Below are 26,376 nucleotides of genomic sequence, written 5' to 3' on the forward strand. Positions count from 1 at the left end.
GGTCATCTCGTCACCAGCTTCCCGAGGAGCCGCCGCCGCCGGATGATCCGCCACCGCCGGAAAAGCCGCCACCACCGCTTGAGCCCGACGACCAGCCGCCACCACCCGAAGACCAGCCGCTGCTGGATGACCGCCGGCTCGGCTCGAATGTCATGCCCAGCCAGCGGTAGCGGCCGGGACCGAGTTTCTTGCCGAAGATCGGCGGCAGGATGGAGGCCGCCATGCTGCCGAAGAAGATGACCGCCCAGATGGTTATGAAGACGCCAAAGAACAGATTGTCCATGTCGATGGGCGGTTGCTCGTTGCGCTTTCCGCGCGCCTCCAGTTCTTCCGGGTTGCCCTCCAGCACCATCACCATGTCGTCGACGGCTTTGGAAATGCCGCCGGAGAAATCGCCGACGCGGAAGGCCGGCACCATGTCGTTTTCGATGATCAGCTTGGTGTGCAGGTCGGTGAGCGTGCCTTCCAGCCCATAGCCGACCTCGATGCGCATCTTGCGGTCGTTCGGCGCCACCAAAAGCAGCACGCCATTGTTTTCCTTGGCCTGGCCGAGTTTCCAGAAGCGGAACAGCCGGTTCGCGTAAGGCTCAATCTCCTCGCCATCGAGACTTGGGATGGTGGCGACGACGATCTGATCGGAGCCTTTGGCCTCGAAGTCGGCAAGTTTTTGGGTGAGCGCGGCTCTGGTACCTGCATCGATGATGCCGGCATTGTCGACGACGCGGCCGGTGAGGGCCGGGAGATCGGCGGCGAAGGCGGTGAGAGGGAGGAAGAAGAAGGCGAGCAAGACGCCGACGAAGGCGCTCCGGCACACCCCCCTCTGGCCTGCCGGCCATCTCCCCCGCAAGGGGGGAGATTGGCTGTCATCACCGGCAGCTACCCTTCTGCCCCGTCGAAAATTGGCGAAAGTAGCAAAACTGCTGATCTCCCCCCTTGCGGGGGAGATGTCCGGCAGGACAGAGGGGGGTGTGAAGGAGCGCAAGGCTGGCAAGGACCAGGCCCACCAACCGTCCTATCACCCGCCCTGCTTCGTGCCGAAATCGACCTTCGGCGGCTGCATCTTGTCTTCATCGACGGTGAAGTTGGCGTAGGGCTCGTTGCTGCGGAACCAGAAGGTTGCCCACAGCACCGAGGGGAAGGTCTTCAGCGTCAGATTGTAGTCCTTGACCGCAAGGATGTAGTCGCGCCGCGCCACCGCGATGCGGTTTTCGGTGCCTTCGAGTTGCGCCTGCAGCGCCAGGAAATTCTGGTTGGCCTTCAAGTCGGGATAGGCCTCGGACACCGCGATCAACCGCGACAGTGCGCTGGTCAGCCCGGCCTGGGCATCCTGGAACTTCTTGAGGGCTTCGGGATCCTTCAGCGTTTCCGGCGTCACCGTGATCTGCGTCGCCTTGGCGCGCGCCTCGACCACCGCGTCGAGCGTGTCCTTTTCATGCGCCGCATAGCCCTTGACCGTCTCGACCAGGTTGGGGATGAGGTCGGAGCGGCGCTGATACTGGTTCAGCACCTCGCTCCACGCCGCCTTTGCATTTTCCTCCGCCGTCGGGATGGTGTTGTAGCCGCAGCCGGCAAGCAGCGGCAGCACGATGGCCATCATCAATACGGCCGGCAGGCTGCGGAAGGGGAACGGTGAGGCAAGGCGCTGGGCAAACATGGTGTGGTCCCTCGACAGAAAGTTGCATGCGAACCATTAGCACAATCCGCGCTCAAGAAAATGTCTGCGGCTGGCGCCCACTCATGCGCTCGCCAGGCCCTGTGATTGACCGCGCGAACGCGATATGGTCGCCGTGAAACAGGACAGGATCATGGCGGAACGCCACGACGACGACAGCGAATCGCGCCGCATTCTCGAGCGCGTGGCGAACGAGAGCAGCCCGGGCGGCGCGTCGTTGGTGTCGCGGGTCGGGAAAAGCGCGCGCGATCACGTTACCGCCGCCGAGGCCGACCGCTCCGACCCTATCGAGGTGTGGGGCACCCGCATCGGCCGCGCACTTGGCCTCATCATCGCCCTCGGCCTGTTGATCTGGCTCGTCTACTACGTCTCCCGGGGCAGCTAGGAATTCCATGAACAGCGAAAAAGCCGACGCGCCGCGCGCGGTCATCGTCATTTCCAGCCATGTCGCCCGCGGCTCGGTCGGCAACCGCGCCGCCGTGTTTGCGCTGGAGACGCTGGGCTTTCCGGTGTGGGCAGTGCCGACGGTCACCCTGCCCTGGCATCCCGGCCACGGCAGGGCGACGCGCATCGTGCCGCCGCTCGACCAGTTCAAGGCGCTGATGGCCGATCTCGAACGCGCGCCATGGTTGGGCGAGGTCGGCGCCGTGCTGTCGGGCTATCTCGGCGAAGCCGGCCAGGCCGAGGCCGTTGCCTCGCTGGTTGCCGCGGTCAAGGCGAAGACGCCGGACGCGATCTATATATGCGACCCGGTGATGGGCGATTCCGGCGGGCTGTACGTGCCCGAGCCGACGGCGGCGGCCATGCGCGACCGGCTGATGCCGATCGCCGACATCGCCACCCCCAACCGCTTCGAGTTGGAATGGATGGCGGGCGCGCCTCTGCCCGACCTGAAATCGGTCATCGCAGCCGCGCTTCACGCCGGACCCCGCACCATGCTGGTGACATCGGCGCCGTCGATGATGACCGGCGGCACCGGCAATCTGCTGCTCGACGCCAGCCAGGCGCTGCTGGCCGAACACCGCCTGATCGACAAGCCGCCGAACGGGCTGGGCGACCTGACCGCTGCCGTCTACCTCGCCCGCATCCTGTCGGGACAGCCGCCAATCAAGGCCCTGCAGTCGACCACGGCGGCGGTCTACGAGATCCTGGCACGCACGGCGAAACGCGGTGGCGACGAACTGCAGCTCGAAACCGATGCCCAGAGCCTGTCGCACCCGATGGCGATGGTGCAGTTGCGCCATCTCACACACCCAGGGCGGGACCGCCGGGCGTGACATCCCTGGCCGGCGTCGACGGCTGCCAGGCAGGCTGGATAGCCGTCGAGCGAACAACTGAAGCTTCGCCGTCAGTCTCCGTCTTCGCGAGCTTTGCAACCCTGCTCGACGCGTTGCCAGCCGATGCGACAATAGCCGTCGACATGCCGATCGGCTTGCCGGACTTTTCGCAGAAAGGCGGGCGCGGGCCGGAAGCGCTGGTGCGGCCGCTGCTCGGACAGCGCCAATCCAGTGTTTTCGCTATCCCGTCCCGCGCGGCCCTTTACGCCGACACCAACGACTTCACCACGATCGAAGCCTGGTATGCAGCGCATCGCCGCGCCAGCGAGGTGGCCAAGGCGACCTCCGATCCGCCGCGCGGCGTCTCGATCCAGGCCTTCGGCATCTTTTCCAAGATCCGCGAGATCGACGCGCTGCTGATCGCGCGCCCCGAACTGCGCGGCCGCGTCTTCGAATCGCATCCGGAAGTCGCCTTCTGCCGGCTGAACGGCGGAGAACCGATGACGCTGCCGAAGAAGATCAAGGGCGCCGTCAATCCGGCCGGCATGGAAGAGCGCAAGGCGCTGTTGTACCGACATGGCTATGAGAAAACCTTTCTCGACCAGACGCCGCCGAAAGGTGCTGCATCAGACGATTTCCTCGACGCCGCCGTGATGATGCTGATTGCCGCACGCATTGCCCGCAGCGAAGCGAAGCTGTTTCCCGACCCGCCACTCGCCGACCGCTTCGGCATTCCCGTCGCCATCTGGGCGTGAGGCACGCCTTGAGCCATGCGTGCAGCATGGCCATTTGCGACGGAGCCATCCGCAATTCGGCATTGCCCACGACCGACTTTTGCCGTTAGAGGCTTTCTCAACTGAAAACGAGCTGCCGTCTCCAACCCGGAAAGGCTCCGTCCGCCGCCCATGCCCCACCTCCCCGACCACCTCCTCGCCGGCTATCGCAACTTCATGAATGGCCGCTATCTCACCGAGAGCGGACGCTATCGCGAGCTCGCCCGTGAAGGGCAGGCGCCCGAAACCATGATCGTTGCCTGCTGCGATTCCCGCTCCGCCCCCGAGGCGATCTTCGACGCCGGCCCCGGCGAACTCTTCGTGCTGCGCAATGTCGGCAATCTGGTGCCGCCCTATGCGCCGGATGGCGAATTCCATTCGACCTCGGCCGCGCTCGAATTCGCCGTGCAGAGCCTGAAGGTAAAGAACATCGTGGTGATGGGCCATGGCCGTTGCGGCGGCATCCGCGCCGCGCTCGACCCCAATTCGGCGCCGCTCTCGCCCGGCGACTTCATCGGCAAGTGGATGAGCCTGATCGCGCCGGCGGCCGAAACCGTGTCGTCCAGCACCTTCATGACGGCGACGGAACGGCAGACGGCGCTGGAGCGCATCTCCATCCGCTATTCGATTGCCAATCTCAGGACCTTCCCATGCGTCTCGATCCTCGAAGGCAAGGGGCGGCTGGCGCTGCACGGCGCCTGGTTCGACATTTCGACCGGCGAACTCTGGGTGATGAACAAGGACACTGGCGACTTCGAGCGGCCGGATTTGACTTAGACCATGATCCCGAAAAGTGGGCACCGGTTTTCGGATAAGATTATGGTCAAGCATTAGGAGGCAGTCATGCGGGATCGCCATTCGATCGTTTTCGCCGTGGCGGCGCTGCTCTTCTCGCTCACCCCTGCCCGCGCCGATGATGGCGCCCTTATCGACCGCTGGTATTCGGCGCTGCTGGTTGCCGACCGCACCGAATTGTCGGACCTACTCGCCGACGATGTCCGCATCAAGCTCGACGACCTCGGCGTCGTGCAGTCGAGGCAGGAATTCATCGCCTCGATCGACGAATGGAAGGGCGCGGTCGCCGGCGCCGCAATCCGCCATCGCATCGAAAAGAGCGAGGCCGGCGTCACCACTGTCATCGCCTGCTATGATTTTCCCAACAACGACATGCTGATGCAGGAAACGTTTGCCGTCGCCGGCAACCGCATCACCGCCAGTTCGCAAGCAGCGATCGCGGAAAATTGCGACGGCTTCTGACGCCGGCTTGAACGGCCGCGCTGTTGCGCCGCGTCAGGCATCGCCCTACATCGGTCACCAGCCCACCCGCTCGCCAATCATCGAAAGATCCCCTATGCCGTCCACGAAAACCGTCGACCTCGCCGCCCATCCGCTGACCAAATGGCAAGGACCGCTCGGCCTGCCCGATTTCGCAAACATCGGCGACGGCGATTTTTCACCGGTGTTCGACGCGACGCTCAAGGCGCATGAAGCCGAGATCGACACGATCGCCGGCAACAAGGATGCGCCGACCATCGAGAACACGCTGGCAGCACTTGAACTTGCCGGCGAGCCGCTCGACCATGTCTCGTCGATCTTCTGGTGCCGGGCCGGCGCCTACACCAACGATGCGATCCAGGCGCTGGAGCGCGAGATTTCGCCAAAAATGTCGAGGCACTTCTCGGCGATCTCGATGAACGAGAAACTGTTTGCCCGCATCGACGATCTTTACCAGCGCCGCGAGAGCTTGAAGCTCGATGCCGAAACGCTACGGGTGCTGGAAAAGACCTGGAAAGGCTTTGTCCGTTCCGGCGCCAAGCTCGATGCCGACGGCAAGAAGCGGCTGGCCAACATCAGCGAGGAGCTGTCCTCGCTCGGCACCACCTTCGGTCAGAACGTGCTGGCCGACGAGCGCGACTGGGCGCTGTTCCTCGATGAGGCAGACCTTGCCGGCCTGCCCGACTTCGTGAAGAGCTCGATGGCCGAGGCCGCCGAGACGCGCGGCCAGAAGGGCCGTTACGCCGTCACTTTGTCGCGCTCGATCTATGAGCCGTTCACCACCTTCTCCGAACGCCGCGACCTGCGCGAAGCCGCTTTCCGCGCCTTCACCATGCGCGGGCAGAATGGCGGCGCCAGCGACAACACCGCAGTCGTGCGCGACATGCTGAAGCTGCGCGCCGAAAAGGCCAAGCTGCTCGGCTACGGCTCCTTCGCCGCGCTGAAGCTCGACGACACCATGGCCAAGACGCCGAAGGCCGTGCACGATTTGCTCGACCCCGTCTGGGAGAAGGCGCTGGAGAAGGCCGCCGCCGACCAGAAAGAGCTGGAGCGGCTGGCAACAGAGGCCGGCAGCAACGAGAAATTCGCTGCCTGGGACTGGCGCTTTTACCAGGAGAAGTTGCGCACGGAGAGGTTCGCTTTCGACGAGGCGGAGCTGAAGCCATACCTGCAGCTCGACCGCGTCATCGACGCCTGCTTCGACGTTGCGACAAAGCTGTTCGGCATCACCTTCGAGGAGAAGAAGGGCATCGCCGCCTGGCATCCCGATGCGCGCGTCTTCGTGGTCAGAAACGCCGACGGTGGCGAGCGCGGCCTGTTCCTCGCCGACTATTTCGCCCGCTCCTCGAAGCGCTCGGGCGCCTGGATGAGCGCGCTGAAGTCCGGCTATCGTCTAGGGCACGGCTCAAAGCCGGTGATCTACAACATTATGAACTTCGCCAAGCCGCCGGCGGGCGAGGCCGCCCTGCTGTCGGTCGACGAGGCCAAGACATTGTTCCACGAATTTGGCCACGCGCTGCACGGCATGCTGACCGACGTCACCTGGCCGTCGGTGGCGGGCACTTCGGTCAGCCGCGATTTCGTCGAACTGCCCTCGCAGCTCTACGAGCACTGGCTGACGGTGCCGTCGGTGCTGGAAAAGCATGCGCTGCATGTCAAGACCGGCAAGCCGATGCCCAAGGCGCTGCTCGACAAGATGCTGGCCGCCCGGACCTTCGGCGCCGGCTTCGCCACGGTCGAGTTCACGGCGTCAGCGCTCATCGACATGGCTTATCACGCGCGCTCCGATGCGCCGGCTGAGCCGCTTCAGTTCGAAGCCGATACGCTTGACAAGCTGCACATGCCCGACACCATCGCCATGCGCCATCGCACTCCGCATTTCGGCCATGTGTTCTCCGGCGATGGTTATTCAGCCGGCTACTATTCCTACATGTGGTCCGAAGTGCTCGACGCCGACGCCTTCGCCGCGTTCGAGGAAACCGGCGACCCCTTCAACCCGGCGCTGGCCGAAAGGCTGCGCAAGAATATCTATGCCGCCGGCGGCTCGAAGGATCCGGAAGAGCTGTACACCGCGTTCCGCGGCAAGATGCCTTCGCCGGAAGCCATGATGGTGAAAAGAGGGTTGGTGTAGCGCCGCTGATCTCCCCCCTTGAGGGGGAGATGTCGCCGAAGGCGACAGAGGGGTCGCTGCGCGTGAAGCACTAGCCTTCCGCGCCGAAGATGAGGGTCGAGCCCGGTCGGACCGACCCCCTCTGGCCGCTTTGCGGCCATCTCCCCCTCAAGGGGGGATTTTACCAGCCTCATCCTTCCACGGATCCTTCACCCTAGGCCAAACCGGCCGCGTCAGCTTCCTGTAATCCGTCACCACCGGATTACTCGGATATGAGCTCGGCGCCGAGACATAGATTATCTCCGCCGCGATCGGTTCGAAGCCTGCGTAGAAATGGTTGGTCGACTTGATCAGCAAGATATCCTTGCGCATCGGATTGACCCCGATGTTGGAGAAAATATCCGGCTCGAAGGTCTGCGTGCGGTTGGTGTTGAGGATGATGTCGACCTCGGTGCCTTCGATGCGCACCAGCGCCGTCGGCCCGAGCGTCACCCGGCTTGGCCCGAAGCTTTGCCATCCCTCCGAAACCGCCTTCAGCACCCGCACTTTCGCATCGATCGGCTCGCCGGCCAGCGGACCTGCCTTGCCGCCGAAGCGCAGGTCGATGACGGCACCTTCGCCGGCAGCCTGGCAGAAGGTGACGGCGATCGGGTCCCAGATCGTCGCCACGCCAATTTTGTCGACGCCGCGCTCCAGAAAGGCGCGCAGCACGACAGTGCCGTCGCCGGCGACGCCGCCGCCGGGATTGTCCCAGATGTCGGCGATGACCACCGGTCTGTCCGGGTTTTCCTTGCGTACGGCCAGCGCCCGCGCAATGCCGTCCTCGGTGTTCAGCATCGTCATCGCCGTCTTCTCGCGCATGGCGTAGAGCTCACGCCCCAGCCTTTCCGCCAGTGCATCGCCCTTGGCCTTGTCATTGTCGGTGACGACGAGGATGCGCGTGCCCATTTCCGGCACATCGGCCGCCATGAAGCCATGGATGACCGAGACCGACAGCACGCCGTCCTTGCCATGCAACGCCTTGATGCGGTCGACGAAGGAGCGCATCGGCTCACGGCTGGTCGGCAGCACCTGGATCATGCGGCAGTCGAAGGTCGAGATCACAGGCCTGATTTCTCCACGCGCGGCAGCCAGGCCAAGCTCGACCACATGCTCGCCGCGCTCGTAGAAATCGGTGTGCGGGAATTCGAGGAAATAGGCCATGACGTTGGACGCCGCCACGCGCTTCGGCGTCAGATGGCTGTGCGGATCGAGTTCCACCGCGATCACCACATCCGGCCCGACCATGGCGCGTGCTCGTTCAAGCAGGTCGCCTTCGCAATCGTCGTAGCCTTGCGCCACCATGGCACCATGCAGGCCGAGAATGACGGCATCGACGGGCAGCGCTGCCTTTAGCTGACCGAGGATCTCATCGCGCAGCGCCTCAAAAGTCTGGCGCTGAACCAGGCCACCCGGCTCTGCCCAGGTGGCGGTGCCTTCAATGACGATCAGCCCTTCGGCCGCCGCACGGCGGCGCAGCACGACCATCGGCGACGAGCACAGTGTCGGCGTGTCCGGGTGTTTTCCCGGGCCGGCATAGAAGGCCATCTCGAACGAGGCCCGGTCGGTCGGCACCGGCGAGAAAGTGTTGGTTTCCGTCGCCAGCGAGGCGGTGAAGATACGCATGAAAACTCCGTGCGGCAGCTATTTTACGGCCCCGAGCGCCAGCCCCCTGACGAGATAGCGCTGCAGCCAGATGAACAGGATCGCCACCGGCAAGGTCGCCAGCAGCGTCGCCGCCATCACATGGTGCCATTCGATCGTGTAGCGGCCGGCGACCAGCGAGAACACCTGGATCGGCAGTGTGTAGCTTTCCTGGCTGCGCAGCATGGTGAGCGCGACGACGAACTCGTTCCAGGCGTTGATGAAAGTGAAGATGGCGGTGACAGCGATCGCCGGCAGGCAGAGCGGCAGGAACACTTTGCGCAAGGTCAGCCAGCGGCCGGCGCCTTCCATCCAGGCGGCCTCTTCGAGATCGCGCGGGATGGTGTCGAAATAGCTCTGCAGCATCCACACGGTGAAGGCGACGTTGAAGGCCATGTAGATGACGCCGAGCGCGGTGGTCGATTCGATCAGCCCCCAGGCGGCCATCAGTCGGAACAGGCCGAGCACCAGCACGATCGGCGAGATCATCTGCGAAATCAGCAGGAACTGGCGGAAGGCGCCGTAGCCGGCAAAGCGAAACCGCGACATGGCGTAGGCAGCCGGCACCGAGATCAGGATGGCGCCGACGGTGGCGATGACCGAGACATAGAGCGAATTGGCCAGCGCCTGGCCAAAGCCTGTCGCCACCCACATGTCGGCAAAATTCGACCAGTGGAACTCGCTCGGCCACCAGGTCGGCGACAGCACTTCCTGCCTCGGCTTGACCGCGGTCAAAAACATCACCGCGAAGGGAAAGATCGTCACCACCAGCAGCGGCGAAAGCAGCAGCCAGGCAATGATGGTGCGCTTGAGCTTAGGCGTCATGCGCGTTGCTCCCGCATGGCGAGGCGCACATAGATCATGGTGAAGATCAAAAGGATGGCGAACATCAGCAGCGACACCGCCGACGCTTCCCCCAGTTTGCCGATGCGGAAAGCCAGTTTGTAGAGATGTGTCACCAGAATGTCGGTGGAATTGGCCGGCCCGCCCTGCGTCATCACCCAGATGATCGGGAACGAATTGAAGACGTAGATGGTGTTGAGCACGATGGCGATGTTGATGAACGGTTTTAAGAGCGGAAAGGTGATCTCGCGGAACTGCTGCAGCGGCGTCGCCCCTTCGAGCGCCGCAGCCTCATAGAGGTCGTCCGGGATCGACGACAGGCCGCCGAGGAAGATTGTCGTCGTGAACGGCACCGTCACCAGAATGCCGATCAGCACCTGCATCGGAAAGGCCGTCTCGGCGCGCGCCAGCCACTGGATGTTCTCATGGATCAGGCCGAGCCCGATCAGCGCCGAATTCAGCATGCCGCTTTCGCCGTTGAGCGCCCAGCGCCAGACCACCGCCGTCATCGTCAGCGACACCGCCCAGGGCAGCATGATGATGACGCGGGCAATGCCGCGGCCGTAGAAATCGGTGTTGAGGATCATCGCCACCGGCACCGACAACAGCAGCGCGCCGCCGACCACGAGCACTGTCCACAGGCCGGTGCGCCACAGCGCTGCCAGGAAGTCGGGATCGGCGAGGAAGGCGGCGTAATTGGCGAAATTGTTGAAGTCGCGCAACTGGCCGAAGCGGCTGACATCATGCGTCGAGATCTGGATCAGGTCCCAGACCGGCCAGAAGATGACGACCGCCGCCAGCAACAGGCTGGGCAAGGTCAGCAGATAGGGCAAGAAGCGATTTTGCATCGGCCGGTTTTGTACCGTGGTTCAGTGGCGCTGGCACGCCAGCTGGGGTCAATCTTGCATATCGGTCTGGAGCAGCGCTGCGGAAGAAGGCCTTTCCTCTCCCCCGTCGATCGGGGGAGAGGTGTCGAGCGAAGCTCGACGGAGTGGGGGTCGACCCTTGGGCGCAGGGCGAGGAGATGTTTGCGCCTAGTGCAATTCCTATGTCCGTTCGCCGCGGTTGCCAGGTGGTTCCCCACTCCGTCTCGGCTGCGCCGAGCCACCTCTCCCCCCTCCGGAGGGAGAGGAAAGGGTGGCGCGCCCCGATCTCTAGGGGCGCGCCGGGCGCAGGGAGATACGCCCTATTTCTTCAGCACCGCATTGGCCTTGTCAGCCGCTTCCTTCAAGCCTGCCTCGGGGTCGCCGCCGAGATAGATCTTCTGCATGGCATCCGACGTGATCTGGGCGACTTCTTCCCAGCCCGGGATAACCGGCGCGAAGCGGGCGTCGGGCAGAAGTGCTGTGAACGCGGCCAGGTCGGCGTTGTTGACGTAATAGTCCATCTTGGCCTCTTCCTTGTTCACCGGCAGGAAGCCTTCGCCTTGCGTGAACTTTGCGCGCTGTTCGGTGGTGAACAGGAAATCGAGCAGCTTCCACGCCTCATCCTTGTTCTTGGAATTCTTGAACATGATGATGGAATCGGTGACGCCGTACGTGCCGCGCGCGCCGGTCGGGCCGGCCGGAATGGCAGCCACGCCGTATTTCAGGTTCGGCGCCTCGTCCTTGATCTGGTTGGACAGGAAGGGTGCCGTGATCATCATGCCGACCTTCCCCTGCTTGAACAGGTTCTGCACGTCCTCGCGGTTGTTGGAGGTGACGCCCGGCTCGGTCAGGCCTTCGTCGATCATCGACTTGTAGAGCTTGGCGGCTTCGAGCGCGCCCAGCGTGCCGAGGCCAGACGTGCCATCCTTGTTGAGGATCTCGGTGCCTTGTGACCACATCGCGTAGTAGTAATAGACGTCGGTCTCGATCTCCTTGCCCTGCAGGCCGAAGCCGAATGTGCCGGTGCCCAGCGCCTTGATCTTGCGTGCATCTTCCTGCAGCTCTGTCCAGGTTGCCGGCGGGTTGGCGATGCCGGCCTTCTCGAACAGTTCCTTGTTGTAGTACATCGCCCGCGCCGAAGCGGCAATCGGCAGGCCGTAGGTCTTGCCGTCCATGATCGAGGGCGACAGGAAGGTGTCGATGAAGCGATTCTTGAAGTCAGGCTTGATGTAGCCATCGAGCGGCTCGGCGACATCCTGCTGGACGAAATCGATCAGCCAGCGCGTGCCGATGATCGACAGATCCGCATTGGTGCCGGCGGTGATGTCGGTGGTCAGTTTCTGCAGCAGCACATCCCATGGCACCACTTCGAACTTGACGGTGATGCCCGGATTGGCGGCCTCGAATTCCTTTTTCACCGCTTCGAAATACGGTCCGGTCTTGGCGCTGTATTCGGCAACAGTGACGCGCACTTCGCCGGCATCCGCCTGCGCCGTCAGCGCCAGCATGCTCATTCCGGCCATCAGGCCTATGGTCCATTTTGCAAGCGTCATATGATCTCTCCCATTTGGTGCGCGCCTGCGCTCTTGCGGCTTTCAGGCGGCATAAGCTTTATGTGACTTTCCTACATTATCCATCATTTCGCGCTGCGCAAGCGGATTATTCTGTTGCTTAATTACATTTCTTAAAATAGCGTTTTGCGACTATCGTAGACCCAGGGAGACGCGCAGGGTGGTTTCAAAGGCCGAATTTGCAGGCAAGACTGTGCTGGTGACAGGCGCCGGCGGCGGCCTCGGCTCGGCCATCGTTGCGTTGCTGGCTGAGCGTGGTGCGCGCGTCGTCGGCTGCGACCAGTCGCAAGACCAGCTCGGCAGCCCGCATCTGGCCTCGCGCCACGTGTTCGACCTCCTCGACCGGACTTCCATCGAAGCGGCGATACCGGCGATCTTTGAGAAAGACGGCGTCCCCGACATCCTGATCAACAATGCCGGCTGGACCCGCGCCGAGACGCTTGCAGCACTAACCCCCGATAAGATCGAGCATGAACTCGACCTCAATCTGACCGGGGTGATGCTGTTCGCCGATCCGCTGATCAAGGCGATGGCGGCCCGCGGCTCGGGCAGCGTCGTCTTCATCTCCTCGGTCAACGCCATCGCCCATTTCGGCAACCCGGCCTATGCCGCAGCCAAGGCCGGCATCAACGCCTATGCGAAATCGGTCGCAGTCGAACTCGGCCGCAGCGGCCTGCGCGCCAATGTCGTCTGCCCCGGTTCGATCCGCACCGCGGCCTGGGACCATCGCCTGGCCAAGAACCCGGATATTCTCGGCAAGCTGCAGCGGCTCTATCCGCTCGGCCGCATCGTCGACGCCGCGGAAGTGGCCGAAGCGGTGGCCTTCCTTGCCTCGGAACGCGCATCGGGCATAACCGGCGCGGTGGTGCCGGTCGACGCCGGGCTGACCGCCGGCTTCTTGCCTTTCATCGACGATATATTGGGAGCCTGACCATGACCGACGTCGAGTTCCGCGACCTGTCGAAATCGTTCGGACGGCACAAGATTCTCGAGAACATCAGCCTCGACATCAAAAGCGGCGAGTTCGTCGTGCTGGTCGGCCCGTCCGGCTGCGGCAAGTCGACCTTGCTGCGCATGCTGGCCGGGCTGGAGCCGATCACCTCAGGCGATCTGCTGATCGGCGGCGTGCGCGCCAACGCGCTGCCGCCGCAGCAGCGCAACATCGCCATGGTGTTCCAGTCCTATGCGCTGTTTCCGCATCTGAAGGCGGCAGACAATATCGGCTTCGGCCCAAAGATCCGCGGCGAGGCGCGCCCGGCCATCGATGAGAAGGTCAAGAAGGCGTCGGGCATCCTCAACCTGTTCTCTTATCTCGACCGCTACCCCCGGGAGCTGTCGGGCGGCCAGCGCCAGCGCGTCGCCATGGGCCGCGCCATCGTGCGCGAACCCTCGGTGTTCCTGTTTGACGAGCCGCTCAGCAATCTCGACGCGCAGTTGCGCGTGCAGATGCGCACCGAGATCAAGGCGCTGCACCAGCGGCTGAAATCGACCATCGTCTACGTCACCCACGACCAGATCGAAGCCATGACCATGGCCGACCGCATCGTGGTGATGGACCGCGGCAGGATCCAGCAGGTCGGCGCGCCGCTGGAGCTTTACGACCGTCCCGCCAACAAATTCGTCGCGTCCTTCATTGGCTCACCGTCAATGAGCTTTGTATCCGGAGCGCTGAAGACGACGCCCGAGAAGAGCTGGTTCGAGTCGGCCGGCGGGGGGCGACTGGCGCTCGGCGGCAAGACGGCGCCGGCGGGCAGCACCGTCGAGGCCGGCATAAGGCCCGAACACTTCGTCATCGGCGAGGCTGTCGACGCCATGGCGATCAAGGTCGATGTCGTCGAGCCGACCGGCTCGGAAACCCATGTCTATGGCGCCATCGGCACTGATACGGTGCGTGCCGTGTTCCGCGACCGGGTTCAGGTCAAACCGGGCGAAATGCTGCCGGTCTCCGTCGCGCCGGGCAACATCCATCTGTTCGACAAGGCCACGGGCCTGCCGCTATGAAGGCAGCGCCATGAAAACGAAAACTCTGAGATGAAGACACCGGCCGACATCATCACTCGCCTGCAATTGATGTCACAGGACGGCACCAAATCGGATCGGCGCCTGGCCGGCCTCGTGCTGACCGATCTCGACTTCGCTTCCAAGGCGGCAATCTCGGAGATTGCCGCGCGTGTCGGCGTGAGCGAACCGACGGTCACCCGCTTCTGCCGCAATCTCGGCTGCGAGGGCCTGCGCGATTTCAAATTCTATCTGGCGCAGGCGATCGCCATTGGCGGTCAGTATCTGTCGCCCGAACCGCTCAGCCGCGACGCCCGCGAGCAGCGAATCGCGACCGCCATCACCGAAGCGGCGATAGCCGCCATCCAGCGCGCCAGCGAAAACCTTGATATGAGGACGCTGGTGGGTGTGGCCGCACGCATCGTCAATTCGGGCAATGTGCTGTGCATCGGCTCTGGCGGCATTTCCTCGATGATGGCGACGGAAATGCAGAACCGGTTGTTTCGGCTGGGCGTGCCGGTACTGGCGCAGATCGACGGACAATTGCAGCGCATGTATGCCGCGGTCGCCACATCGGAGACGACGCTGATCGCCTTTTCCGTCTCCGGCTATGCGCGTTCGGTCATCGATGCGGTGCAGGTCGCCCAGCAATATGGCGCCACCACAATCGCCATCACCCCGCCGGACTCGGCACTCGCCAAGGCCGCCGACACCGCCATCCAGTTCCAGTCGCTGGAAGACGGCAACATCTACAAACCGACCTCGTCGCGCTATGCGCTGCTGTCGATCGTCGACATGATCGTCACCTCGGTCGCCGAGACGCGCGGACCCAGAGTTCTCGAAAACCTGCGCCGCATCAAGCAGAGCGTGAACACGCTGAAGGTCGACGATCCCAAATTGCCGCTGGGGGATTGAGGACTTAGCTGGCGAGCGCCTTGAGGCTCGTCACCAGCGCCGCGGGGTCGCCAAGCACCCGTAGCGTCTTCAAGCGAGCGGTAGCACCAGCAACGACCGACACCGCCGATACCGGAACGCCCAGCGCCTTGGCGACAAGTCTTTGCAATGCCTGATTGGCGGCGCCATTCTCAGGCACGGCGCGCACGCGGGCTTTGAGATGACAGCGCCCGTCGGCCGCTGTCTCCACGCCTTCGAGCCTGTTCACCGCTGCCTTGGGCGTCAGCCGCACGAACAGGTCGATGCCGTCGTCGCGTAGACGGTACGGCGCGTCGCCCACCCCAGGACGTTTAATTGAAGAGCGACCTGACAGTGCTGTCGAGGAAGCGCTCCAGGAAGAACAGGATCACCAGCACAATGATCGGCGAAATATCGACGCCACCGAGATCGGGCATGTAGCGGCGGATCGGCCGGTAGACCGGTTCGGTCAGCCGGTACAGCATGTTGCCGACGCTGCCGACAAACTGGTTGCGCGTGTTGACGACGTTGAAGGCATACAGCCAGGAAAAGATCGCCGACAGGATGACGATCCATCCATAAATGCTCAGCGCGTAGATCAGCGTATCGATAAGCGCGTTCATTCGAGGCTCCGTTGAATTGCGCGACATGTAGCCATTGCATGCCGAACCGGCAAGGGCCGCCTTCTGCCGCATGCCGGCAGGCGATGGCCGCCTGCACTGCGTTTCGGCAAAACCGCGCCTTGACAGGAAAGCGCAGCCTTCGATAAATGCGCCATCCGCTGGACGGGGCTGTAGCTCAGCTGGGAGAGCGCGTCGTTCGCAATGACGAGGTCAGGAGTTCGATCCTCCTCAGCTCCACCAGCGGAATTTTTCCATTCCTTGCTCGCCCCAACGGATCCGGAAAGGCGCGTTGCGCTTTCCCCTGGGAACTGTGTCAAAGCCCCAGCCTGGGAGCGAGATAAGGCGCGAGCGCAAGCGAATAGGTGGCAGTCAAATGACCATTGTCGCGCCAGACGATCATATTGCCGACAACCGCCGCGCATAGCTCCGGCCCGCATATGGCGTCGGTCATATCGACGACGCGGACGTTTTTCTGACCCTCTGCGGCGACCGCCAACACGTCGTTGAGCGCGGCATCGTTTCTTTTGGTGAAGCATTTTGCAGGCGTGGCGCTCAGGCAATCGCCAGGCTCGAATCGCATCAAGGGCGTGTTGCGGATGACGATGATCCGGGAGCCCGCCTCCGTCAGTCTGCTCCAGACATCGCGCAACCCCTCGATCATCAGGTCGTCGGGAACCGATCCGGCATTGGACTGGCTGGTGATGACAGCAAGCGGCCTGAGCTTTAGAATCTCAGCCAGCACTTTCTCTCGCCACTCGTAGCACGATGGATACGGCTTGCCGCCCGACTTGGTGGGCGCACGCGCGAATGCGCAGGCGGATTTCGAGAAGGAAACCAGTTTGAATTTGCGGTCCTTGGCGATCTTGTTCAGGGCTGGGCCCCACTGGGCAGCGTGAGAATCGCCCACGAGGACGATGGTTTGCGTGCCGGCGGGGTCGCCCAGCACGCATCCCACCGGTTTGGCGCCTTTCAGGTTCTGCTGACAGCCCGCTGCGAACAAACTCGACACGTCCCGCCTTAGCCGGGCCAGCGGCGGCAACAGGTCCACACCGTCCGGAACCACCGCGCCGGTCAGCAAAGCGGCAGGCCCGGGGTAGGCAGGCGTGCCGATCAGCGTAATGTCGGTGCGTTGCGTCGTCACGAAATGCAGCAGCCCCTCGGATGCCGCCACGGATGCCAGGACCGCGATGGTGCCGTATCCCAGCGGCTGCCACCACGCGCCGCCCCGGGACTGCCGATAGGGTTGTTCGACATAGCGATAAGACAGGTCCGACAGGACCAGGGTCACCGCAATCAGGCCGACACCACTGGCAAACGTCGGCGAATAGCCCTGCCCCAGGAAGAATGTGATCAGCGGCCAATGCCAGAGATAGATCGAGTACGACCGATCGCCGATGAAGCGAAGCGGCCACAAATCGAGTCCCCGAAACCGGCCGGCTTGGACTTCGCCAGCCAGGATGACGAGCACGGTGGCCAAGGTTGGCAATAACGCACTGAGGCCAGGGAACGGTGTCGCTGCGGAAAACAGAAAAGCGGAGGCGAGGATGCCGGTGATGCCGGCAAGCGCCAGCAGCCGCCTTGCACCCGCGCCCCATCGAAGCCGGGGCTCGCCAAGCACCAGAAGACCACCCAGCGCCAATTCCCACAGGCGCGTATGGCTGACGAAATAGGCTTGGGCGGGGTCTGTTTTCGTCAGGACAATCGAGGCGACCAGCGATGCCACGAAAACGAGCGACAATGTCGTCGCCAGGCATCGTCTTAGGGAAAGCTGCCATCGCCGCGCCAGCGAGATCACACCGATCATGAGCACCGGCCAAACGATGTAGAACTGCTCTTCTATGGAAAGCGACCAGTAATGCTGCACCGGCGTCGGCAGATTGTCGGCGTCGAGATAGCTGACAGCCTGATGGGCCAGACGCCAGTTCTCGACATAGAGCGCGCTGGCCAGAATCTGCTTGGCGGTTTCCTCCCAGCGCGCCTTGGAAATGAACAGCAGCGTACCGAGCAGCGTCAGCAGAAGCACGAGGATCGCGGCCGGCAGAAGTCTGCGAATCCGTCGCGAATAAAATTCGATCAGCGAGACGCGGCCGTCGCGCAGCGCCATCTGCGCCAGCAAGCCTGTGATCAGATAACCCGAAATGACGAAAAAGACGTCGACGCCGACATAGCCGCCGGGAAGAACATAGGGCCACAGGTGAAAGATGACGACCAGAGTGACGGCCAGTCCGCGCAGCCCCTGTATTTCGGGCCGAAACCGACGTTCCTGATCGATTGTCACCGGATGTCCCCAAAAATAGCTTCACCGGCCTGAACCCATAGGGGCAATCCGGCCATATGGCCCACTTCTGGGTACGTCGACAATCTCGTCAAAGCCCCGCCCTGGATGCGAGATATGGGGCCAGGGCAAGCGAATAGCCGGCCGTCAGATGATGATTGTCACGCCAGACAATGATGTTGCCGACAACTGCCGGACATAGTTGCGGTCCGCAAATGGTGTCGACCATGTCGATGGCGCGTACATTTTTCTGTCCCTCCGCAGCCAGCGTCAACACGTTGCTCCGCTCAACGTCGCTCAGCTTGGTGACGCATTTCGTTGGCGTCGAACTCAGGCAATCGCCTGGGTCGAATTTCATATAGGGCGTGTTGCGGATGGCGACGACTTGAGAGCCAGCGTCCGTCAGCCTGCTCCAGAGACTTCGCAGCCCCTCGATCATCTTGTCTTGCGGAATCGATCCGTAATTGGATTGGCTGGTGAAGATCACATCCGGTTTCAGCTTGAGGATCTCGGCGAGCACCTTTTCATGCCACTGCGCGCATAAGACGTTGGGTTTGCCATCCGCCATGATGGCTACGCGGCTGAACGGGCAGGCGGATTTTGTAAAGCTAACCAGTTTGAAGTTGCGGTCCTTGGCGATCCTGTCCAGGGCCGGCACCCACTGGGCCGCATGAGAATCTCCGACCAGGACAATGGTTTTCGCACCCGCCGGATCGCCGAGAGTGCACCCTTTGGGCTCCGAGCTTTCCTCCTGATGACACTTCGATACGTACACAACCGGCACGTCTCGTCTGAGCCGGGCCAGCGGTGGGAGAAGGTCCACCCCGTCCGGAACCGCGGCGCCGGAGACGAGAGAGGCGGGTCCGGGGTAGGAAGGCGTACCGATCAGCGCGGTGTCGATGCGTTCTGTCTTCAGAAAAAGCAGCAGACTGCCCGATGCGATCACGCATGTGAGAACCGCCGCGGTGCCGTATCCCAGCGGCTTCCACCATACAGCGGTTCGGGCTTGCCGATAGCGCTGTTCGACATACCGATAGGACAGGTCCGATAGGACCAGGGTCACCGCGATCAGGCCGAAACCACTGGCAGGGGTCAGCGAATAACCCTGCGCCAGGAAGATAGTGATCAGCGGCCAATGCCAGAGATAGATCGAGTACGAGCGATCGCCGATGAAACGGAGTGGCCACGGATCAAGCCCGCGAAACCAGCCGGCTTGGACCTCGCCTGCCATGATGACGAGCACGGTGGCCAGGGTTGGCAGCAGCGCGCTGGCGCCGGGAAATGGCGTTGTTGCGGAAAACAACAAGGCGGACGCAAGGATGCCCACGATGCCGGCTATCGCCAGCCACTGTCTAACGAATACCACCAGTCGAAACCGATGTTCGCAGAGCACCAGCAGACCACCCAGCGCCAATTCCCACAGGCGGGTGTGGCTGACGAAATAGGCCTGGGCAGGGTCCGTCGCCGTCAAGACGACGGAGGCAATCAGCGACGCGACGAAAATGAGCGACAACGCTCCGATCAAGCAGGCCCTCAGCGGAAGGTCACGGCGACGCGACAGCCAGGTCACGCCGATCATGACCAACGGCCAGACGATGTAGAACTGCTCCTCGATGGAGAGCGACCAGTAATGTTGCACCGGGCTTGGCAAGGTGTCAGCCTCGAGATAGCTGACGGCGACCGCCGCCAGCCGCCAGTTCTCGACATAGAGAGCGCTCGCCAGGATTTGGTTGCCTATTTCCTCCCAGCGCGCCTTTGAGATGAAAAGCACCGTGCCGAGCAGCGCCACCAACAGCACCAGGGTCGCCGCCGGCAACAACCGTCGCACCCGTCGCGAATAGAATTCGATCAGTGAAATCCGACCGTCGCGCAGCGCCATCTGCGCCAGCAAGCCTGTGATCAGATAACCCGAGATGACGAAAAAGACGTCGACGCCGACATATCCGCCAGGCAGCACATCCGGCCACAGATGATAGATGACGACCAGCGTGACGGCCAGTCCGCGCAGCCCTTGTATCTCGGGCCGAAGCCGACGTTGCTGATCGATTGTCACCTGATATCCCCAACACGTTTCAGCCGGCCTGAATCAACAGGCCGTTCCGCCCGAGATCTTCATAAGGGCAGAGAGCAGTGAGGCAAGAGCCGATCGCAGCAGCTCATTCTCTTTGTGCCTTCAGCCCGCTCACCAGCGTGTCGACGAAACCCAGCAGCTCGCTTTCGAGGTCGGTGGGCGCGAGGCCGATGAACCGGTCCTCGAGCGAGATGGCGACGATGCCGTGGACAGCGGAGAACAGGGTGCGTGCGCGGGCCAGCAGATCGTGCGATCCCGACGTTGGCAGCAACTGGGCAAGCGGTTCGACCAGATGCTGGATCAGCACCGCATGTTCGGCCAGATGCCATTCGGGCACCGGCACGCCAGGCGCCATGCGGTGCTCGAACAGCGCCTTCCACGCCATGCGGTTGTCGCGCGCGAAGCCGAGATAGGCTTTGGCCAGCGCCTTCAGCCTGGCTCTCGGCTCGGCGGCGCCCGTCTCCTCCTGTTCCAGGGCCGCCCCCAGCCGCGCCAGCGTGATCGAATTGACGTGCAGGATGAGCTCGTCGAGGTCGGCGAAGGCGGTATAGAGCGCACCCAGCGCGCAGCCGGCATCGGCCGTGATGTCGCGTGCGCGCAGGCCGGCGAGCCCCGAGGATTGAATGCGCGCCTGCGCGGCCTCGATCAGCCTGCTCCTGAGATCCTCGCGTTTGGCGTCCCGTTTTGCCGACATTAACCTTCCTTATCCGAAATTTATGAACGCCGTTCATTTTTCTCTTGAACGCTGTTCACGATGTGTTACGTTGCATTCGTGAACAACGTTCATAGAGGAGAAACGGGAATGTTGAAACAGTTTTTTGCTCTCGTCCGTGGCCGCTGCTACGAAGCCGCCGAGACGGTCGTCGACCGCAACGCGCTGGTGATCCTGCGCCAGCAAATCCGCGATTGTGCCGATGCCATCGCCGCCGCCCGCCGGGCTGTCGCCATTGCCATCGCCCAGAACGAACAGGAAGTCGTGCAGTTCAAGAAGCTGGTCGTCCGCATCGACGACCTGGAGAAGCGCACCATCGCTGCGATCGAGCAGGGCCAGAATGAACTGGCCCGCGAAGCCGCCGAAACCATCGCCATGCTGGAAGCCGAACGCGACGCCTCCAGCGAGGCGCAGAAAAGCTTCGGCACCGAGATCGAGCGGCTGAAGCGGATTATTCGCGTCTCTGAAATGCGCCTGCGTGAATTGCAGCGCGGCCAGCGCATCGTAGCCGCCGTCGACTCGACCCAGCGCCTGCGCGAAAGCGCCCCGGGCTCCAGCCTGTCGGCGCTCAAGGACGCCGAGGAGACGCTGCTGCGCCTGCGCACACGGCAAAAGCAGATCGACGCCACGGCAGCCGCCATGGCCGAGATGGAGCAGTCGGGCGATCCGGCCGCGGTCTCAGAAAAGCTTGCGGCCGCAGGCTGCGGTGCGCCGCTCAGAACCAGCGCCGACGCCGTGCTCGAACGGCTTACGAAGACCATGACCAAGCCGGCCTGATTGTATCCAGCCTGAAACAGACCCCCGCCCAACCAACCTAACCCTGAAACGGAAGGATTATACCGATGACCCCGAACACCTATTCGCCCAAGGATTCAAGCGCCTGGAAGACCTTCACCATGGCCAGTTTCGCCGTTGCCGCCACGATGATGGCCGGCGGCATCTACTTCATGGAGGCGAGCTTCGCCGCCAAGGGGTTTTATGCCATGGCCGCCATCATGCTCGTGCACACCTCGATCACCATCACCAAGACGCTGCGCGACTCGGAAGAAGCAAGCCGCTTCATCAACCGGCTGGAAGACGCCAAGACCGAGAAGTTGCTGATGGAAGTCAGCCGCAGTAACGAAGTGTAATCGGGTTCCCGCTAAACAAGGATCAAACCGCGCAAGACCGCTGATCAATCCAGCCAGGATTTTCAACGGTCTTGCCCAATGGAAGTCGCCGCTATGGAAATCGCTCCGATCAATCGTCCCACAGCTCATCTGATGACGTCCCGGCGCTTTGCGCCTTTGTTCTGGACGCAGTTTCTGTCCGCCTTCAACGACAATTTCCTGAAGAACACCCTGGTGTTCCTTATTCTGTTCACGCTGGCGGCGGACCAGGCGGCGTCTCTGGTCACGCTCGCCGGCGCCGTCTTCATGGCCCCCTTCCTGCTTCTGTCCGCGCTTGGCGGCGAGATCGCCGACCGCTTCGACAAGGCCCTCATCGCCAAGCGACTGAAATTCGCCGAGATCGCCGCCGCGGGCGTCTCCGTCGTCGGCATCGCGCTGTCGTCCATTCCCGTTCTGATGGTGGCGCTGTTGATGTTCGGCATCATCTCGGCGCTGTTCGGGCCGATCAAATACGGCATCCTGCCCGATCACCTCGAGCGCAAGGAACTGCCCAAGGCCAACGCCTGGATCGAATCCGCCACCTTTGCCGCCATCCTCGGCGGCACCATTGCCGGCGGCGTCGTTTCTGCCGACGGCATCGGTGTCACGGTGTTCGGACCAATCATGATGGCGCTTGCCGTCGGCTGCTGGCTCGTCAGCCGCTACATCCCATCCACCGGTTCGGCGGCGCCCGACCTCGTCATCGACAAGAACATCTTCCGCTCGACCTGGCGCCAGGTCGCCGAGTTGCGCACCGACATGCGCATCTGGCGCGCCGGCCTGATGACCTCGTGGTTCTGGCTGATCGGCGCCATCGTGCTGTCGATCCTGCCGACGCTGATCAAGGATTCGCTCGGCGGCAACGAGATGGCTGTCACCGTCTATCTCGCCGTCTTCGCCGTCTCGATCGCCATCGGTTCGGCCATCGCCGCCTGGATGTCGCAGGGCCGCATCGTGCTTCTGCCGGCGCCGGTCGGCACGGCGCTGCTGGCGCTGTTCGGCCTGCATCTCGCCTGGACCATCTCCAGTATGACGCCTTCGCCGGCGGCCGAAACCCTTGGCGCATTCTTCGCCGGCCCGAACACGATCCGCGTCGCCATCGACCTTGCCGGCATGGCCATTGCAGCCGCCTTCCTGGTGGTGCCGACCTTCGCCGCCGTGCAGGCCTGGTCGCCCGAGGCGCGCCGCGCCCGCGTCGTCGCCGCCGTCAGCATCGTCAATGCCGGCTTCATGACGGTCGGCGGTGTTGTTGTCGCCGTGATCCAGACGAAAGTCTCCACCGGCGGCATTCTGTTCGGCCTCGCCGCGGCCAACGCCATTGCCGCCTGGCTGATGCTGAAATCCCTGCCGACCAATCCCTTCCGCGATTTCGTCTCCATCCTGTTTCGCGCCTTCCTGCGCCTGGAGGTCGAGGGCATGGACAACCTCAAGGCCGCCGGCAAGGCGCCGATCCTCGCGCTCAACCATGTCAGCTTCCTCGACGGTCCGCTGGCGCTGACGCTGACCGACGAAGAGCCGGTCTTCGCCATCGACTATTTTATCGCCCAGGCCTGGTGGATGAAGCCGTTCATGAAGCTTGCCCGCGCTTTGCCGCTCAATCCGGCCAAGCCGATGTCCACCCGCACGCTGATCAAGGTCGTGCAGGGTGGCGACCCGCTGGTCATCTTCCCCGAGGGCCGCATCACTGTCACCGGCGGCCTGATGAAGGTCTATGACGGCGCCGCCATGGTCGCCGACAAGACCGGCTCGATGGTGGTGCCGGTGCGCATCGACGGGCTGGAGAAGACCTATTTTTCGCGGCTGAGCTCGCAGCATGTGCGCCGCCGCCTGTTCCCGAAGGTCAAGGTGACCATTCTGGAGCCGGTCAAGCTCGAAGTGCCGCAGGAGCTGAAGGGCCGCAAACGCCGCGCTGCGGCGGGGTCTGCCCTCTACCAGGTGATGTCGGATCTCGTCTTCCGCACCCAGGACATCGACAAGACCGTGCTGGAAAAGATCATCCAGACAGCCAACGAACGCGGCATGAAACAGCTCGCCGTCGAGGATCCGGTCACCGGCTCGCTCAGCTACGGCAAGCTTTTGACGGCGGCCGCCGTGCTCGGCGAGAAGTTCCAGAACACCTATGCCGACCAGCAGACGCTGGGCGTCATGCTGCCCAACGCCAACGGCGCCTGCGCCGCCCTGCTCGGCGTCATGTCGGCCGGCAAGGTGCCGGCGATGATGAACTTCACCGCGGGTGCGGCCAACATCCTGTCGGCCTGCAAGGCGGCCGAAGTTCGGACCGTGCTCACGTCCCGCGCCTTCGTCGAACAGGCTAAGCTCGGCACTGTCGTCGAGGAACTCGGCCGTTCGGTCAACATCGTCTGGCTTGACGATCTCAGGAAGACCATCAGCCTTAGGGAAAAGCTGCTCGGCCTGCTGCGCAAGTCGACGCCGCGCGCCAAGCGCAAGCCCGACGATCCTGCGGTGATCCTGTTCACCTCGGGTTCGGAAGGCACGCCCAAGGGCGTGGTGCTGACCCACCGCAACATCCTGGCCAATGCCGCCCAGGCGGCGTCGCGCATCGACTTCCACTCGGGCGACAAGGTCTTCAACGTGCTGCCGATCTTCCATTCCTTCGGCATGACGGCGGGCACCGTACTGCCGCTGATCTCGGGCGTGCCGGTCTATTTCTACCCCTCACCGCTGCACTACCGCCTCGTGCCCGAACTGATCTACGGCTCGAACGCGACGATCATCTTCGGCACCGATACGTTCCTCTCAGGCTATGCGCGCACCGCGCACCCCTACGACTTCCGCTCGATCCGCTATTGTTTTGCCGGCGCAGAACCGGTCAAGGCCGCGACGCGCATGACCTATATGGAGAAGTTCGGCGTGCGCATACTTGAGGGCTACGGCGTCACCGAAACAGCGCCGGTGATCTCCATAAACACGCCGATGTACAACCGCTCCGGAACCGTCGGCAAGATCATGCCCGGCATGGAATACCGCCTCGATCCCGTGCCCGGCGTCGACGATGGCGGACGGCTGTTCGTGCGCGGACCGAACGTCATGGCCGGCTATCTCCGGGCCGAGAAGCCCGGCGTGCTCGAGCCGCTCGAAGACGGCTGGCATGATACGGGCGACGTCGTCGCCATCGACGAGGGCGGCTTCATCACCATTCGCGGCCGCGCCAAGCGCTTTGCCAAGATCGGCGGTGAGATGATCTCGCTGGCCGCTGTCGAAGCGCTGGCCGGCGAATTGTGGAAAGGCGCGCTGTCGGCGGTCGCCACCGTGCCGGACGCGCGCAAGGGCGAAAAGCTGATCCTCATCACCGAGGCACCCGGCGCGACCCGCGCGGATTTCCTGGCTTTCGCCAAGGCCAATGGCGCCATGGATTTGATGGTGCCGGCCGAGGTGCGGGTCGTCTCAAAAGTGCCGGTGCTCGGCTCCGGCAAGCTCGACTTCGCCGCCGTCACCAAGATGGTCCGAGACGAAGAAGCCTTGAAGACCAAGGCCGCCTGATCGGCATCTCGATAGACGCAAAAAGGCCGGCGCTCGACGCCGGCCTTTTTTGATTACGTCTTTGTATTTAAGCGATGACCAGTTTCACCGGCAGCCGCGCCCGTTTCGGAACTGCTGCAGCAACGCCGGCGCGCAGCACGTTGATCAGCCGCCGCTCCGGCGGAATGGCGAAATGCCGGCCGCACATCTCGGCGCTGTCCGCATGGTCGGCCACCGCCGCTATCGGCCAGGCCGCGAAACCGAGCCGGGTCAGGTTCAGCCAAAACCGATAGAAGGCGCGGCCTGACTCGACCGGCGACTCCTCGCGCGGCCGGTGGAACAGGGCGATGGCCGTCGACGACAGCGTTTTAGCCTTTTCGCCGGTCAGCGCCTTGCCCAGCCCCAGCGTGTCGATGGCCTCGAACAGGCCGGTGCCGAGAACGACCTTTGCGCCGAACCCTTCCAGCGCACTCATGCGCAGCGCATCGAGATTGAGGCCGTCCGTGTCATAGCGCGGATGCGAACGCGCCAGCCGCATCCAGCCGACCAGCTCGCGGCGAAAGGCGCGGTCGCGCAGGAAGACCATGCCGGCATCGTCGGCCAACGCCGCCAGCATGGCGATGTCTTGAGGCGCATGCGCCAGCGTCACATCCTCGGCCTCCTTAGCCCAGGCTTGCAGCGCCTGGCTGGCGTCCGCAGCTGCCGGCTTGAAATGCGACCGCCAGGTGAAGCGATTGCTGGCGTGGCTGTTCAGCGGCGACGATTGCGCCGCTTTGCCGGGAACGATCCGCGCGGCCAGCCGGAAGCCGGGAAAGGCCACCGTGTCGTTCACCGCCCAGAGATCCTCGACCGTCGCCACACCGATGCCGGCGTCATTGAGCGCCATCACCGTGCCTTCGACGGCAGCGCCGCAGGAGACGCCCATATCGCGGCGGGAAGGATCGCCGGCTGACAGATGCCGCGCCAGTTCCGCCATGACGAGAACGGAACCGTCGCTCGCCGCATGCCAACGCGCCGGCTGCGTGTTGTGCACCGAGGGCGCCAGATTGGCGGTGGCGACGATGCGGGAAAGCAAGGCATTGTCCAT

24 protein-coding genes and 1 tRNA gene are annotated in these 26,376 nt (G+C 63.3%); 13 read left to right on the forward strand and 12 right to left on the reverse strand.

Annotation, left to right across the window (positions count from 1 at the left end; all coding sequences use genetic code 11):
* Positions 1 to 10: 10 nt before the first annotated feature.
* Both AC1DYC_RS27400 and AC1DYC_RS27405 read right to left on the reverse strand, forming a co-directional pair.
* Positions 11 to 814 (reverse strand): TPM domain-containing protein, encoded by an 804-nt coding sequence (locus AC1DYC_RS27400; RefSeq protein ID WP_477410825.1) that lies wholly within the window; start codon positions 812 to 814, stop codon positions 11 to 13.
* Between the two features lie 201 nt (positions 815 to 1,015).
* Complete coding sequence (locus AC1DYC_RS27405; protein WP_477410826.1) at positions 1,016 to 1,654, reverse strand: LemA family protein; 639 nt, start codon at positions 1,652 to 1,654, stop codon at positions 1,016 to 1,018.
* A 151-nt stretch (positions 1,655 to 1,805) separates the two neighbouring features.
* Between AC1DYC_RS27405 and AC1DYC_RS27410 the strand changes: the two genes are divergently transcribed.
* The 6 genes from AC1DYC_RS27410 (at position 1,806) to AC1DYC_RS27435 (ending at position 7,128) form a co-directional block, all read left to right on the forward strand.
* Entirely contained in the window at positions 1,806 to 2,057 is a 252-nt protein-coding gene (locus AC1DYC_RS27410; protein ID WP_477410827.1) for a hypothetical protein, read from the forward strand.
* A 7-nt stretch (positions 2,058 to 2,064) separates the two neighbouring features.
* Complete coding sequence (gene pdxY / locus AC1DYC_RS27415) at positions 2,065 to 2,949, forward strand: pyridoxal kinase PdxY (RefSeq protein WP_477410828.1); 885 nt, start codon at positions 2,065 to 2,067, stop codon at positions 2,947 to 2,949.
* A 5-nt stretch (positions 2,950 to 2,954) separates the two neighbouring features.
* Positions 2,955 to 3,704 carry a DUF429 domain-containing protein gene (locus tag AC1DYC_RS27420; RefSeq protein ID WP_477410870.1) on the forward strand — a complete coding sequence of 250 codons (750 nt, stop codon included), beginning with the start codon at positions 2,955 to 2,957 and terminating at the stop codon, positions 3,702 to 3,704.
* Between the two features lie 150 nt (positions 3,705 to 3,854).
* Positions 3,855 to 4,499 (forward strand): carbonic anhydrase, encoded by a 645-nt coding sequence (locus AC1DYC_RS27425; RefSeq protein WP_477410829.1) that lies wholly within the window; start codon positions 3,855 to 3,857, stop codon positions 4,497 to 4,499.
* Positions 4,500 to 4,565: 66 nt separating this feature from the next.
* Positions 4,566 to 4,979: a nuclear transport factor 2 family protein gene (locus AC1DYC_RS27430; protein WP_477410830.1), complete on the forward strand. Its 414-nt coding sequence runs from the start codon at positions 4,566 to 4,568 to the stop codon at positions 4,977 to 4,979.
* Positions 4,980 to 5,073: 94 nt separating this feature from the next.
* Complete coding sequence (locus AC1DYC_RS27435) at positions 5,074 to 7,128, forward strand: M3 family metallopeptidase (protein WP_477410831.1); 2,055 nt, start codon at positions 5,074 to 5,076, stop codon at positions 7,126 to 7,128.
* A gap of 147 nt (positions 7,129 to 7,275) precedes the next feature.
* On the opposite strand, the gene AC1DYC_RS27440 is transcribed toward AC1DYC_RS27435, so the two are convergent.
* The 4 genes from AC1DYC_RS27440 to AC1DYC_RS27455 form a co-directional block, all read right to left on the reverse strand.
* Positions 7,276 to 8,772 (reverse strand): M81 family metallopeptidase, encoded by a 1,497-nt coding sequence (locus AC1DYC_RS27440; protein ID WP_477410832.1) that lies wholly within the window; start codon positions 8,770 to 8,772, stop codon positions 7,276 to 7,278.
* A gap of 18 nt (positions 8,773 to 8,790) precedes the next feature.
* Positions 8,791 to 9,615 carry a carbohydrate ABC transporter permease gene (locus AC1DYC_RS27445; protein WP_023668609.1) on the reverse strand — a complete coding sequence of 275 codons (825 nt, stop codon included), beginning with the start codon at positions 9,613 to 9,615 and terminating at the stop codon, positions 8,791 to 8,793.
* On the reverse strand, positions 9,612 to 10,481 hold the full coding sequence (locus AC1DYC_RS27450) for a carbohydrate ABC transporter permease (RefSeq protein WP_181062098.1): 870 nt from the start codon (positions 10,479 to 10,481) through the stop codon (positions 9,612 to 9,614). The genes AC1DYC_RS27445 and AC1DYC_RS27450 overlap by 4 nt, the downstream gene beginning before the upstream one ends.
* 338 nt (positions 10,482 to 10,819) lie before the next feature.
* Entirely contained in the window at positions 10,820 to 12,052 is a 1,233-nt protein-coding gene (locus AC1DYC_RS27455; RefSeq protein ID WP_477410833.1) for an ABC transporter substrate-binding protein, read from the reverse strand.
* A 178-nt stretch (positions 12,053 to 12,230) separates the two neighbouring features.
* On the opposite strand from AC1DYC_RS27455, the gene AC1DYC_RS27460 reads away from it, so the two are divergent.
* From AC1DYC_RS27460 to AC1DYC_RS27470, 3 genes are read left to right on the forward strand one after another with little or no spacing between them, the layout of a single operon-like run.
* Positions 12,231 to 13,001, forward strand: coding sequence for an SDR family oxidoreductase (locus AC1DYC_RS27460; RefSeq protein WP_477410834.1), 771 nt, complete (start codon positions 12,231 to 12,233; stop codon positions 12,999 to 13,001).
* A gap of 2 nt (positions 13,002 to 13,003) precedes the next feature.
* Positions 13,004 to 14,071: an ABC transporter ATP-binding protein gene (locus AC1DYC_RS27465; RefSeq protein ID WP_477410835.1), complete on the forward strand. Its 1,068-nt coding sequence runs from the start codon at positions 13,004 to 13,006 to the stop codon at positions 14,069 to 14,071.
* A 30-nt stretch (positions 14,072 to 14,101) separates the two neighbouring features.
* On the forward strand, positions 14,102 to 14,983 hold the full coding sequence (locus AC1DYC_RS27470) for a MurR/RpiR family transcriptional regulator (RefSeq protein WP_477410836.1): 882 nt from the start codon (positions 14,102 to 14,104) through the stop codon (positions 14,981 to 14,983).
* Positions 14,984 to 14,987: 4 nt separating this feature from the next.
* On the opposite strand, the gene AC1DYC_RS27475 is transcribed toward AC1DYC_RS27470, so the two are convergent.
* Positions 14,988 to 15,302 (reverse strand): DUF167 family protein, encoded by a 315-nt coding sequence (locus AC1DYC_RS27475; RefSeq protein ID WP_477410837.1) that lies wholly within the window; start codon positions 15,300 to 15,302, stop codon positions 14,988 to 14,990.
* A gap of 10 nt (positions 15,303 to 15,312) precedes the next feature.
* Positions 15,313 to 15,603: a YggT family protein gene (locus tag AC1DYC_RS27480; RefSeq protein ID WP_477410838.1), complete on the reverse strand. Its 291-nt coding sequence runs from the start codon at positions 15,601 to 15,603 to the stop codon at positions 15,313 to 15,315.
* Positions 15,604 to 15,767: 164 nt separating this feature from the next.
* On the opposite strand from AC1DYC_RS27480, the gene AC1DYC_RS27485 reads away from it, so the two are divergent.
* Positions 15,768 to 15,843, forward strand: a tRNA-Ala gene (locus AC1DYC_RS27485).
* A 73-nt stretch (positions 15,844 to 15,916) separates the two neighbouring features.
* Here AC1DYC_RS27485 and AC1DYC_RS27490 read toward each other — a convergent pair.
* The 3 genes from AC1DYC_RS27490 to AC1DYC_RS27500 form a co-directional block, all read right to left on the reverse strand.
* Positions 15,917 to 17,881 (reverse strand): acyltransferase family protein, encoded by a 1,965-nt coding sequence (locus AC1DYC_RS27490; protein ID WP_477410839.1) that lies wholly within the window; start codon positions 17,879 to 17,881, stop codon positions 15,917 to 15,919.
* 88 nt (positions 17,882 to 17,969) lie between these two features.
* Positions 17,970 to 19,931: an acyltransferase family protein gene (locus AC1DYC_RS27495; protein WP_477410840.1), complete on the reverse strand. Its 1,962-nt coding sequence runs from the start codon at positions 19,929 to 19,931 to the stop codon at positions 17,970 to 17,972.
* A gap of 103 nt (positions 19,932 to 20,034) precedes the next feature.
* Positions 20,035 to 20,643 (reverse strand): TetR/AcrR family transcriptional regulator, encoded by a 609-nt coding sequence (locus AC1DYC_RS27500; protein WP_477410841.1) that lies wholly within the window; start codon positions 20,641 to 20,643, stop codon positions 20,035 to 20,037.
* 108 nt (positions 20,644 to 20,751) lie between these two features.
* Here AC1DYC_RS27500 and AC1DYC_RS27505 point away from each other — a divergent pair, with 108 nt between their 5' ends.
* From AC1DYC_RS27505 to AC1DYC_RS27515, 3 genes are all read left to right on the forward strand, one after another.
* The gene (locus AC1DYC_RS27505) at positions 20,752 to 21,438 is read left to right on the forward strand and encodes a PspA/IM30 family protein (protein ID WP_477410842.1); all 687 of its coding nucleotides are present in this window, start codon (positions 20,752 to 20,754) and stop codon (positions 21,436 to 21,438) included.
* 65 nt (positions 21,439 to 21,503) lie between these two features.
* The gene (locus AC1DYC_RS27510; protein WP_023668598.1) at positions 21,504 to 21,791 is read left to right on the forward strand and encodes a YiaA/YiaB family inner membrane protein; all 288 of its coding nucleotides are present in this window, start codon (positions 21,504 to 21,506) and stop codon (positions 21,789 to 21,791) included.
* A 93-nt stretch (positions 21,792 to 21,884) separates the two neighbouring features.
* Complete coding sequence (locus AC1DYC_RS27515; protein WP_477410843.1) at positions 21,885 to 25,310, forward strand: acyl-[ACP]--phospholipid O-acyltransferase; 3,426 nt, start codon at positions 21,885 to 21,887, stop codon at positions 25,308 to 25,310.
* A gap of 67 nt (positions 25,311 to 25,377) precedes the next feature.
* Here the strand turns inward: AC1DYC_RS27515 and AC1DYC_RS27520 are convergent, their stop codons facing one another.
* Positions 25,378 to 26,376 (reverse strand): nitroreductase family protein, encoded by a 999-nt coding sequence (locus AC1DYC_RS27520; RefSeq protein ID WP_477410844.1) that lies wholly within the window; start codon positions 26,374 to 26,376, stop codon positions 25,378 to 25,380.

It is taken from the genome of Mesorhizobium sp. P2_E7 (assembly GCF_056403855.1).